Below are 11,644 nucleotides of genomic sequence, written 5' to 3' on the forward strand. Positions count from 1 at the left end.
ACAAGTGAAAATATCAATATAAAAAATAAAGTTTATATCAAAGATAGCGATATAATTATCTATGGAAAAATCACTAAGGAGTGAAAATGTATTTAAGAGACTTGAAAGGTTTAAAATTTCCAGATTTAGCGGTAATTAAATTTTTTTTCAAACAAAGATTACACCAACAAAACAATCAAAAAGTTTTAGAATTTGCTTGTTCTAACGGCAATAATCTTTCTTTATTCGCAAACTATGATTATGAGTGTATTGGAGTTGATTTAAATCAAGAAAATATCAACAACGCTAATTACAACTTCAAAGAAATAATTCAATGTAAAAACTATCAGTTTTTTCATGATGATATCTTAGAATTTCCTTTAAAAAATCCAAATATTAATGCAGATATTTTTATGATTCCTAATGTGATTAACTATCTTTTGAAAGAAGATTTTTTAAAATTATTAAAAATTTCCAAAGAAAATTCTATGTATAAAGAAAATGCATTGTTTTTTTTACGAACAAGAAGTATAAAAGATTATAGATATGGCTATGGAGAAAAAATAGCTCATAATTGTTTTAAAATCACAAATGATAACACCACAGGAGAGCTTGGATGTATCAATACTCTATACCAAGAATACGAACTTGTTGAAATTTTAAAAGAATATTTAAATTTACATGATTTTAAAGTACTTACTTATGAAAATACCAATATTATGGGAGAAGATGAAAGACTAGTTAATGATAGTGATATTGTAATTTATGGAAAAATCAAATGAGTGTAATGATGAAAATTCAAAATAAAGCGAGGGGGGGGGTATATACATACATACCACTCAAAGGATAACAGATGCAAATAGCTATAATGCAACCTACTTTCAATCCTTGGATAGGTTATATATACATGATAAAAAGTGTTGATACTTTTGTCTTTTTAGACAATGTTCAATTTGAACGCAGATCATGGCAAAATAGAAATAAAATCAAATTACAAGATAAAACCTTTTTACTAGGACTAAACTTACAAAAAGCACCACAAAAAACATCGCTTCAAAATATTTTATTTGAAAAAGATGATAAATGGAAATTTAAATTTCTAAAAACAATCCACCACGCATACTCTAAGAGCATCAATTTTAATAAATACTATGACATTTTAGAAAAAAATCTATTTAAACACACACATTTAGTGCAATTTAATATGGAATTAATCAAAATATACTGTGAACATTTAAACATCAAAACCCCTATTTTACAGGCTTCTTCTTTAAACTTAAAAAATAAAAAAAAAGAAAAACTACTACTTGAAATTTGCCAAACACTAAAAGCTGATTATTATCTTTCTCCGGAAGGTTCGAAAAACTATCTCGAAAAAGAGACAGCAAAAGAAATTTTTAAAAATGTAAATATAAAAATTGAATATTTTGATTTTATCCATCCAACCTACACACAATTAGGTGCAAATTTTATAGCTTATTTGGGAATTTTAGACTTTTTATTTAACGAAAAAAATCCAGAAGAAAAATTCAAAGAAGTCATAAAAGAAAATGAAAGTCTTGATCAGAAGTGATAGTTCAAGTCAAATAGGACATGGGCATATAAAAAGAGATTTAATATTAGCAAAACAATATGAGGATGTATCTTTTGCTTGTTTACCACTAAAAGGCTCTTTAATAGATGAAATTCCTTATCCTGTATATGAACTAACAAGTGCTAGCATATATGAACTCATCAATCTCATCAAAAAGGAAAAATTTGATCTTTTAATCATCGATCATTATGAGATCACTGCGGATGATGAAAAACTCATCAAACTAGAAACAGGAATTAAAATTCTAAGTTTTGATGATGAGATAAAAGAACATTTTTGCGATATTTTACTAAATGTCAATGCCTATGCTAAAGAAAGTGATTATGAAAATTTAGTGCCAAAATATTGTGAGTTAAGATGTGGCTTTTCTTATGCTCTAATACGCGATGAATTTTATCAGGAAAGTAAAATACAACGAGAAAAGATTTATGATTATTTCATTTGCATAGGTGGAAGTGATAATAAAAATCTTTCTTTTGACATAGCAAACAAACTTGATAAAAATAAAGCTATCATCATAGCAACAACAAAAGCAAATCTTCATTTAAAATCACTTCAAAAGCTAAGCCAAAAAAATTCTAACATCCAAGTTCATATAGATTATCCAAATTTGGCAAGATTAATGAATGAGAGCAAAAAACTCATCATTAGCGCAAGTTCATTAGTGAACGAAGCTTTGATTTTAAAAGCAAATTTTAAAGCCATAGCTTATACTAAAAATCAAGAAAAACTTGCAACATGGCTTGTTAAAAAAGGCTATGAAGTGGAGAGTTTTATATGATAGTTTTAAAAGATTTTATCCACTTAAACCAAGAGGAAATCGAGCTTGTTTTAAAATGGCGTAATGATGAAAATATTGCTAAATTTATGAAAACGCAAAATATCACTTTAAAAGAACACTTAAGTTTTTTATCTAGTCTAAAAACAGATACAACTAAAAAATATTTTTTAGTTTATGATGATAAAAATATCATAGGTGTAATTGATTTTATTAATATAACCAACCATTCATGTGAATTTGGGCTTTATGGTATAAAAAAAGGCGTAGGTAATCTTTTAATGCAAGAAATTAAAAACTATACTTTTAATGTTTTAAAAGTTCAAACTTTAAACGCTTGTGTTTTTAAAGAAAATATAAAAGCTTTGAAGTTATATTTAAAACATGGCTTTGAAGTTATTAAAGAAGATAATAATTTTTATTTTGTAAATTTAAACAATCCTCACAGGGATATTATTTTTTAAAAGCTCATTTTTAACATCATTTGGAGTATATTGACTAAAATGAAATATATAAGCACCGACTAATGCATTTGCACCAAGTTGTATAGCTTTTACCCCATCTTGAGGTTTAGAAAGTCCTCCATTAATAATGAGTGGAATTTTTAATTTACCTTTGAAATACTCTAGTAATTCCCAGTCATACCCCAAAGAACTTCCTTCTTTATCAACACTTGTTAAAAGTATTTCCCCTGCTCCTAAAGATTCATATTTTAATGCAAGTTCTAGCGGATCAATATTTAAAATTTCATTATTAAAAATTTTAAATTTATTTTTGTCTTTTTTTACATCAATCGAACACACTATACAAGAACTTCCAAAAGTGTCAGCAGCTTCTTTTATAAAATTTGGATTTTGTAAAGCCATAGAATTAATGCTAATTTTATCAGCACCTATATCTAATACTTTTCTAATATCTTTTAAAGTTCTAATCCCACCTCCAATAGTCAAAGGCATAAAACACTCATTAGCTATATCTTCTAAGCTTTCAAAATCTATAACGCCATTTTTATTGATATCCAAAACAATAAGCTCATCAACATTTCTAGCATTATAAATCCTAGCTGTACTTACCACATGCCCTATAGTCCTAAAAGAAGAAAAATTGATACTTTTTACAAGCTGATGATCTTTTAATAACACACAAGGTATAATTCTTGTTTTAAGCATACTAGACCTTTAAATTTGCAAAATTTTCCAAAAGTTTCAAACCTACATTTTGGCTTTTTTCAGGATGAAATTGCACGGCAAAAATATTATCTTTTTCAAAACTTGCACAAAAATGTTTTTCATACTCAAAAAAAGAAGTTTCTACTCTCTCTAAACACTCTACATAATAAGAATGCACAAAATAAAAATCACTTTTTTCTAAAATTCCATCAAAAAGTATGCTTTTTTTATCACTAAATTGCAAATCATCCCAACCACTGTGCAATAATTTTTCTTTACTTAAATCAAATTTCAAAACCTTTGCTTTTATAAAATCAAGCCCTTCGCACTCTCCGCCCTCATATCCCTTACTGGCAAAAAGTTGCATACCAAGACAAATTCCCAAAATGGGTTTTTTATCTTTTAAAACACATTCTTTTAAAAGATTATCTAGTGTAAGTTTTTTTAAATTTTCCATACCTTGTTTAAAAGATCCAACACCTGGTAAAACTAATTTAGAAGCATTTTTTATATCTTCTTTTTTAGAACTTATAATCACTTCTTGATTAATTTTTTCAAAAGCCTTCAAAACAGATTTAAAATTTCCAAGATGATAATCAACAATACAAATCATTTCACAAAACAAACTCATCTTTTTTTATCAATGATCCATCGCTGTCTCTTAAGAATTTACCATTTTCATCACGTTTGAAAATTTTTTTATTTGTATAAGAATCTACAATTTTTTCAAATTCTTTTTCACTAAAACCGCTAAACTCCAAATACTTCTTAATAGCCTTTTTGGGTGGCTTTCCATCGTATTTATTTACAAGTCTCACACCCTCTTCACGGCTAATATAACCAAGTCTTATATCCAAACACGCATTATCCGTAGCTCTTCCAAAACCATATTTGCAGTATTTTAAGTAATCATGCACATGATTTGAATAGCAATCTAGATTTTCAAAATTCTCATAAGTAGTTTCAACTGGTTTTGTACTGGTTTTAAAGCCATTTTCTTGAGCTAATTTTAAATTATACTTATAATCCCATTTAAAATAATATCCCAAAAATAACCCCGTAACTCCTACTCTTTGAAGTTCTTCATCACTTGGGTAAGTATAAAAAAATAAATCCTTCTCTCTGATACCATCAACTCCAATCATATCAGAAATTCTATTACCTAAAAGCCCGCCAAATTCTTCAAGCCATTCTCTGCCTAAAATGTTTTTTTCTTTAGAACTAGCTGGTCCACCATATTCAATCTGCGGACTTTCTCCCCAAATAATCAAAGGTATATCAAAAGCAACAGCTATTTTTGGAACACAAGTAAAAATTCCCAAATGGTTTTGCCATTCATTATCGCCCGTTCTTATAAGAGCTTCACGGGATAATTTTTTATACACCAAAGGATTTCTTTTAATATGAATTAAATCAACACCAAGATTGTTTAAATTTTTTAAATTCTTTTTACCTATTTTAGTAGGGATACTTGGTTCAAAACAAACACACAAAGGATTAAGTCCAAACTCAAGACATTTTAAAACTTGAAAAGTAGAATCCTTACCACCACTTACCCCTATGACACAATCATACACAGGATGTTTTTTATATTTTTTCACAAGTTCTAGAAATTCTTTTTCACGCTCTTGCCAGTTTATCTTATGGTTTTTAGCTTCTTGTGAGCAACACGCATCACAAATTCCATCATCATTAAAATGCAAATCAGGCTTAGTATCTGGCATAACGCATTTTTTACAAAAAACCACTCACCCCCCCCCTTTTTTTTTTTTATATATATATTACTTAGTTATTTTTTAAATCGACTATGATTATATTTTCTAAAGCTAAATAAATTTTATTTTGTTACAATATTTTTATTTAAAGGTTTATAGATTATGGATTTAACTTTACTTCCTTATATGATTATAGGAATTTTTTCAGGTATGGCTTCGGGAATTTTTGGCATAGGTGGTGGTATGATTATCGTTCCTTTTATGCTTACTTTAGGACTTAGCTCTCATCATGCTGTTGCAATTTCTGTTGTTCAAATGATTTTTGCTTCTATTTTTGGCTCTTATTTAAATTATAAAAATAAAAATTTAATCTTAAAAGATGGACTTATCATAGGTTTTGGAGGCTTTTTAGGTGCGATGTTTAGCGGGCTTTTACTCTCGTATTTTTCGGATATAACCTTAACAAGTATTTTTTTATGTGTAAGTATTATTTTCTTTTTAAAATTTGCTTTTGACCAAAAAAGTACTATTGGAAATATCAATCATTCTAAAGCCTTAAAAAATTCCATTTTACTAATTTGTGGTATATTTACAGGAATTTTTGCTATATCTTTAGGTATTGGAGGTGGGCTTTTAATTACTCCTATTTTGGCTTATTTTTTGGGCTATGATACCAAAAAAGTAGTGCCACTTAGTTTGTTTTTTGTGATTTTTGCTTCCATTTCAGGAATTAGTTCTTTTGTATATAATGACATCATTGATAAAGAAGTCTTACAAAATGGAAGCTTAGTAGGACTTTGCTCTATGCTAGGTGTTTATCTTGGAATTAAAATCATGGAAAAAATCAACCTTAAATCCCATCGCATAGCACTTTTAAGCATCTACACTCTTTCTATAGCCATGACTATTATAAGTTTGATTAAAAAGCTAAATTTATTTTAATCTATCAGCAAATTTTTGTCTATTAGAAGTATAGACAAAACTTAAAACTTCTGCAACTGCTTTAAAAAGCTCTGGTGGGATAAGATCATTTACCTCACAAGATTTGTAAAGCTCTCTAGCCAAAGGAGGATTTTCATAAATCATCACATTGTATTCATATGCCATATCTTTTATACGCAAAGCTAAAAAATCTACCCCTTTAGCTAAAACTTTTGGCGCAGCTTCTTTAGAACTATCATAACGCAAAGCAACCGCGTAGTGAGTAGGATTAGTAATTACTACATCAGCACTAGCAACATCTTGCACCATTCTACGTCTTGCTGCTTCCATTTGCAAACGGCGAATTCTTCCTTTTACCAAAGGATCTCCTTCGCTTTGTTTGTATTCATCTTTAATTTCTTGCTTACTCATACGTAAATTTTTAAAATATTGATATCTCACTAAAAGTACATCCAAAAGCCCAATAATCAAAAAAGCTATAATCACAATAGCTGCAAGAATAATAGCTTTATCTCTAAGCCATAAAAGTTGTGGATAAATCGTGTAAAGCTCTACTCTAGGAAGTTCTTTCATAAATTGCAACAAAAAAATAAAAGCTATACCAAAAACAACTCCAACTTTAAGAGTAATTTTCAAAGCTTCAATAATTTTTTTAAGTGAAAAAAGATTCTTAAGGCCACTAAGAGGATTTATCTTATTAAAATTTGGAGTAATCGGTTTAGTAGTAAAGATAAATCCAAATTGCATCAAATTTCCAAGCACGCCTGCTATCATAATAACCAAGGTAATAGGTAAAACCATAATAAACATTTCTATCATAGTTTTAATAATAATTTTTTGTAAAATTTTCAAATCAAGTTCAATACCTATAAAACTTTGATAAAACCTATATAAACCACTAATTCTCTCACCTATAAAAGGCAACATAAATAACACTACAAGAACAGCTACTACAAGAACAGCTACTGCAGATGCATCTTGACTTTTTGGGACATTACCCTCTTTACGCGCATCTTCTATTTTCTTGGACGTGGGTTCTTCTGTTTTTTCTTGATCATCAGCTGCCATAAAAAACCTTTAAAAATTAAAGTAAAATTATAGCATTTAATCCAAGTATCAACAAATTAAATACTTGGATTTATCTCTTAAAACTTCTTCTTCCTAGCATCTTCTAAGATATCATTAGCTATTTTATTTACATTATCAGATATAGTAGCACTATCTTTTGCTATTTTTAAGTTCTCTTGGGTTACATGATCAATTTGAGCTACAGCATCATTAATTTGAGTAATACCTGTAGTTTGTTCTTTAATACTCTCACCCATTTCATTAATAGATTGAACCAAGATATTAGTATTTGCTTCAATCTCACCTAAAGACTTTTGAGTTCTTTCTGCTAGATTTCTAACTTCATCAGCAACAACAGCAAAACCTCTACCATGTTCACCTGCACGCGCAGCTTCAATAGCAGCATTTAATGCAAGTAGATTAATTTGATCAGCAATATCTCCTATAATAGAAGTAACATTTTTAATCTCTTCACTTTGAGCAATTACTTCACTAGTTTTATGAGATACATTTTGCATAGAAGAAGTAATCTCTTCTAATGCTGCTGCTGTTTCTTCTAAAGAAGAAGCTTGGCTAGATGATGAATCTGTTAAGTCTTTAACAGCGCTTTGTAATTTTCCACTCTCATCTGCTAATAAGGAAGCAAATTCAGATGATTGTCTTAGCATAGCTACTATTTCTTGACCTAATACATTAGTTGTTACTTCAACTCCACCTTTAGCGTTTTTAACTTCAGTAGTAAAGTCTAATGCTTTATAGCTATCAAATACACGATTAATTTCATTCATATTAGAACCTACTTTTTGTTCTAAAACACTAAGCATTTCATTGAGATAATTTTTAAGTTCAAGGAGTTGAGGATTAGCAGGAATTGCTGTTATTCTTGCTGTTAGATTACCACTTTCAACTTCTCTTACTGTCTCAACTGATTGTTCTACCGCTTTAGCATCTTGTTCTAATGCATTTTTAGTTTTAGTGATGTTTTCATTGATGGCTTTAGCCATAGCACCAAACTCATCATTAGTTTTAACATTAATCATAGCTGAGTCTTTTGTTTTATGATTGATAAAATCAAAGAAAGAGTTAAGACCAGTTTGAATGGCTTGAAGTGGGGAGAGATTATAACTAATCATAAATCTTACAATTATAAGTGCAATTATCAAACTTATAATTCCAATAATAATTTGGTTTACCAAAGCTTTATTTACAGGCTCATTATAAATTTTTTCATCTGCTATTACACATACATTATACCCTATTGAAGATTCTTGACAAATTACTGCTTTACGAGGTGCGTTATCGTCATCAATTAACATAGGTTCACTAGAAAGCTTGCCGTCTTTTCCATCTGGAGTTGCAAGATAAGTTTTTACTATATTTTGACTTAAATTAGTTTTTGTTAGTAAATCTTTTGAAGATTCGTGAAATAATATAGTGCCTTCATCATCCAAAACCACAGTATAACCACTTTGAGATTTTCCCATTGCTAATACATTATCTGAAAAAGTATTTAAATCATAATTTCCACCAACTGCACCCATAAATTTACCATCTATAATAATAGGATATGAAAAAGCTAAGGATGGAGCTTTTAAACTTGGAGCCATATAAGGCTTTGATATAACAACTTTATCTTCTCCAGAAGCAACACTTGTATACCAAGTTCTGGTTCTTGGGTCATAACCATCAGATGGCATTTGATGATTTCCATTTGATCTAATCATTGCACCATTTTTTGCAAGTCCTACATACAAAACATCAAAACGACTAGCTTCTTTTGCAACTTTAACCATAGTGTAAATTTCTTCTAAACTTGCGTTGGGATTTTTTTTAATTTCAGCTGCAACAGCTTTTACGGCATCACTTCTTGAGGCAGTATAATCATCAAAGCTTTTTAAAACATCTTGCATTGTTTTAATTTGTATATCATTAATGAGTTTTTGCACATCGCGCTTTACTTCAATATAATTAAAGATATTTGCCACAAATAAAATAGCTATGATTGCCAAAAAAACAAAAAATGTTAATTTATTTGCTAAACTTTTCATATTTTTTTTCATTAATTCTCCTTAACATTCAGTATAATAAAATTTTATTAAAAAATTATCATATACTATTTTTAATATTAATTTATATCAGTTTAAACCAAAACAAATAATTCTAAAATAATATTTAATTTATGTATTTTTAGAGAGTTAATGGATTAAGTATAACTTTTAAGAAAAAAACCAAAAGTAAAATACTTTTGGTCTTGTATTGCTATAATTTACCTTCATTTTTACTTAGATAATCAGCTACGCCTTTAGGATCAGCTTTCATACCTTCATCACCTTTATTCCAACCTGCTGGGCAAACTTCACCATGTTCATTAGTAAATAACATAGTATCAACCATTCTAATCATTTCATCAATATTTCTTCCAAGTGGTAAGTCATTAACTACTGCATGGCGAATTGTTCCATCAGCATCAAGTAAGAAAGAACCTCTTAAAGCAACTGCTTCTTCAAATAAAACATCAAAATTTCTAGCAATTTGTTTTGTTAAATCAGCTACTAAAGGAAATTTAACTTGACCTATACCACCTTGATTTACAGGCATATTTTTCCATGCAAAGTGAGAAAATTCATTGTCGCAAGATATACCGATTACTTCAATACCTCTATCTTTAAAATCTTGATATCTTTTATCAAAAGCAATAATTTCAGACGGACAAACAAATGTAAAATCTTTTGGATAGAAAAATACTACAGCACCTTTTGGTCCTATATTTTTATAAAGATTAAAATCTCCAACTATTTCATTATTACCTAATACAGCAGGTGCTGTAAAGTCAATAGCTTTTTTAGTTACTACCATAATTTTATCTCCTAATTAATAAATTTTATTTGTAACAAAATAATATCATTTGTAAATTTAAAAATTTATTAATTGTGTAAAATTATCCATAATTTAATTTTATTATCAAAATTAAAAGATTTTAAGAATAAAATTAAGACAATTTTGATAATCTTATATTCAATATTTAATATTAAGGAGTAAAAAATGGCAGTTAAAATTACTGATATTTGTATAGCATGTGGTTCTTGTATAGATGAATGCCCAGTAAGCGCAATCGTAGATGATGCAAACAATCCTGAAGGTGAAGATAGATATTATGTTTATGCTGATAAGTGCGTTGAATGTGTAGGACACAATGATCAGCCAGCCTGTGCAAGTGCTTGTCCAACTGATGGCTGTATTGTATGGAGTGATGTAGTTAGTGGACAACCAAGCCGTGATAACATCGGAAGTGACTTAAGAGACGGTTCAACTCCGGTATTTGCTTAACAAATTTAATGTAAGTATCTTGATTTCAAGTTACTTACAAACTCTTCTATAAACTCTAGAATTTTATATAATTTTAAAGCATTTTTTGGTATAATTAACTCTTTTATAAATACAAAACTTATTTAAATTAAGGGGACGATTTTGGAAAAAACACTTTCTATTATTAAACCTGATGCAGTTAAAAAAGGTGTTATTGGTCAAATTTTAACACGCTTTGAAAGCAATGGTCTAAGAATAGCAGCAACAAAAAAAATACAGCTTTCAGAAAAAGAAGCTCAAGAATTTTACGCTATACACAAAGACAGACCTTTTTTCAAAGACTTAGTTGAATTTATGATCAGTGGTCCAGTTGTGGTTTCTGTTTTAGAAGGCGAAAATGCTGTATTAAAAAACAGAGAATTAATGGGTGCTACAAATCCAAAAGAAGCAGCTCCTGGTACTATTAGAGCAGATTTTGCAGATAGTATTGATGCAAATGCGGTTCATGGAAGCGATAGCTTGGAAAATGCAAAAATTGAAATAGAATTTTTCTTTTCAAAAACTGAAATTTTATAATGAAAATTGCCTTTGCAAAACTTAGCTCTGTAGCTTATCCTTTTAAACTAGATCTTGATAATATAGTTTTTGAAGGAACTATTACAAAAGTTAACCCAAAATTAGCAAAAGTAAAAGCTAGTTTTAAAGGATTTGCTTATAGAAATTGTGATCGATGTGGCGATGAAATGGAGCTTGAAATTGATCAAAATGTAGAGCTTTTTGCAAGTGATGGAATTTTTAAAGATGAAAATAACACTTTAAGTGATACTATGGAGTTTTTTGACTCTCATATAGATTTAATAGAACTTGCTACAAGCGAGTTACAATCTTATTTAAGTGATTATTTTTATTGTAATAAATGTTTAAATTAATAAAGGAGTAAAAAATGGCAGTACCTAAGAGAAGAGTGAGTAAAACTCGCGCAGCAAAACGCAGAACTCATTATAAAGTTACCCTACCTATGCCTATAAAAGACAAGGATGGTAGCTATAAAATGCCTCACCGTGTAAATCCAGTAACTAAGGAATATTAATAA

At 29.0% G+C, this 11,644-nt stretch carries 15 protein-coding genes and 1 pseudogene; 9 read left to right on the plus strand and 7 right to left on the minus strand.

Annotated elements, in window-relative coordinates; translation table 11 throughout:
• The first annotated feature begins 86 nt into the window (after positions 1-86).
• From EL235_RS06590 to pseH, 4 genes are all read left to right on the plus strand, one after another.
• On the plus strand, positions 87-761 hold the full coding sequence (locus EL235_RS06590) for a class I SAM-dependent methyltransferase (protein ID WP_126341082.1): 675 nt from the start codon (positions 87-89) through the stop codon (positions 759-761).
• A gap of 71 nt (positions 762-832) precedes the next feature.
• Positions 833-1,552: a WbqC family protein gene (locus EL235_RS06595; RefSeq protein WP_197719675.1), complete on the plus strand. Its 720-nt coding sequence runs from the start codon at positions 833-835 to the stop codon at positions 1,550-1,552.
• Entirely contained in the window at positions 1,530-2,354 is an 825-nt protein-coding gene (pseG, locus tag EL235_RS06600) for a UDP-2,4-diacetamido-2,4,6-trideoxy-beta-L-altropyranose hydrolase (RefSeq protein WP_126341083.1), read from the plus strand. Before EL235_RS06595 ends, pseG begins: the two co-directional genes overlap by 23 nt.
• The gene (pseH, locus tag EL235_RS06605; protein WP_114640622.1) at positions 2,351-2,815 is read left to right on the plus strand and encodes a UDP-4-amino-4,6-dideoxy-N-acetyl-beta-L-altrosamine N-acetyltransferase; all 465 of its coding nucleotides are present in this window, start codon (positions 2,351-2,353) and stop codon (positions 2,813-2,815) included. Before pseG ends, pseH begins: the two co-directional genes overlap by 4 nt.
• On the opposite strand, the gene EL235_RS06610 is transcribed toward pseH, so the two are convergent.
• Genes EL235_RS06610 through pseA form a run of 3 tightly spaced genes read right to left on the minus strand, consistent with a single transcriptional unit; the run spans position 2,783 to position 5,268 of the window.
• Complete coding sequence (locus EL235_RS06610; protein WP_126341084.1) at positions 2,783-3,520, minus strand: HisA/HisF-related TIM barrel protein; 738 nt, start codon at positions 3,518-3,520, stop codon at positions 2,783-2,785. The genes pseH and EL235_RS06610 overlap by 33 nt on opposite strands.
• Position 3,521: 1 nt before the next feature.
• Positions 3,522-4,145 (minus strand): imidazole glycerol phosphate synthase subunit HisH, encoded by a 624-nt coding sequence (gene hisH, locus EL235_RS06615; protein WP_232017388.1) that lies wholly within the window; start codon positions 4,143-4,145, stop codon positions 3,522-3,524.
• Positions 4,135-5,268, minus strand: coding sequence for a pseudaminic acid biosynthesis protein PseA (pseA, locus tag EL235_RS06620; protein WP_126341085.1), 1,134 nt, complete (start codon positions 5,266-5,268; stop codon positions 4,135-4,137). The genes hisH and pseA overlap by 11 nt, the downstream gene beginning before the upstream one ends.
• Before the next feature lie 129 nt (positions 5,269-5,397).
• On the opposite strand from pseA, the gene EL235_RS06625 reads away from it, so the two are divergent.
• Positions 5,398-6,177: a sulfite exporter TauE/SafE family protein gene (locus tag EL235_RS06625; RefSeq protein ID WP_126341086.1), complete on the plus strand. Its 780-nt coding sequence runs from the start codon at positions 5,398-5,400 to the stop codon at positions 6,175-6,177.
• Here the strand turns inward: EL235_RS06625 and flhB are convergent.
• The 4 genes and pseudogenes from flhB to EL235_RS06640 all read right to left on the minus strand — a co-directional run bounded on the left by flhB (position 6,169) and on the right by EL235_RS06640 (position 10,101).
• The gene (gene flhB / locus EL235_RS06630; protein WP_039626991.1) at positions 6,169-7,245 is read right to left on the minus strand and encodes a flagellar biosynthesis protein FlhB; all 1,077 of its coding nucleotides are present in this window, start codon (positions 7,243-7,245) and stop codon (positions 6,169-6,171) included. The genes EL235_RS06625 and flhB overlap by 9 nt on opposite strands.
• Positions 7,246-7,322: 77 nt before the next feature.
• The gene (locus tag EL235_RS08130) at positions 7,323-8,561 is read right to left on the minus strand and encodes a methyl-accepting chemotaxis protein (RefSeq protein WP_410689846.1); all 1,239 of its coding nucleotides are present in this window, start codon (positions 8,559-8,561) and stop codon (positions 7,323-7,325) included.
• A 27-nt stretch (positions 8,562-8,588) separates the two neighbouring features.
• Positions 8,589-9,305, minus strand: a pseudogene (locus tag EL235_RS08135) (cache domain-containing protein); the annotation flags it as partial.
• 199 nt (positions 9,306-9,504) lie between these two features.
• Positions 9,505-10,101: a peroxiredoxin gene (locus tag EL235_RS06640; RefSeq protein ID WP_039626992.1), complete on the minus strand. Its 597-nt coding sequence runs from the start codon at positions 10,099-10,101 to the stop codon at positions 9,505-9,507.
• A 186-nt stretch (positions 10,102-10,287) separates the two neighbouring features.
• Between EL235_RS06640 and EL235_RS06645 the strand changes: the two genes are divergently transcribed.
• The 4 genes from EL235_RS06645 to rpmF all read left to right on the plus strand — a co-directional run bounded on the left by EL235_RS06645 (position 10,288) and on the right by rpmF (position 11,641).
• Entirely contained in the window at positions 10,288-10,572 is a 285-nt protein-coding gene (locus tag EL235_RS06645; protein WP_039619165.1) for a ferredoxin, 4Fe-4S, read from the plus strand.
• Positions 10,573-10,713: 141 nt separating this feature from the next.
• The gene (gene ndk, locus EL235_RS06650) at positions 10,714-11,127 is read left to right on the plus strand and encodes a nucleoside-diphosphate kinase (RefSeq protein ID WP_039626994.1); all 414 of its coding nucleotides are present in this window, start codon (positions 10,714-10,716) and stop codon (positions 11,125-11,127) included.
• The gene (locus EL235_RS06655; RefSeq protein WP_039626997.1) at positions 11,127-11,480 is read left to right on the plus strand and encodes a DUF177 domain-containing protein; all 354 of its coding nucleotides are present in this window, start codon (positions 11,127-11,129) and stop codon (positions 11,478-11,480) included. Before ndk ends, EL235_RS06655 begins: the two co-directional genes overlap by 1 nt.
• 14 nt (positions 11,481-11,494) lie before the next feature.
• Positions 11,495-11,641, plus strand: a complete 147-nt coding sequence (rpmF, locus tag EL235_RS06660; protein ID WP_012662034.1) for a 50S ribosomal protein L32 — start codon at positions 11,495-11,497, stop codon at positions 11,639-11,641.
• Positions 11,642-11,644 lie beyond the last annotated feature (3 nt).

The sequence above is a fragment of the Campylobacter lari genome, assembly GCF_900638335.1.
Taxonomy (GTDB): Bacteria; Campylobacterota; Campylobacteria; order Campylobacterales; family Campylobacteraceae; genus Campylobacter_D; species Campylobacter_D lari_E.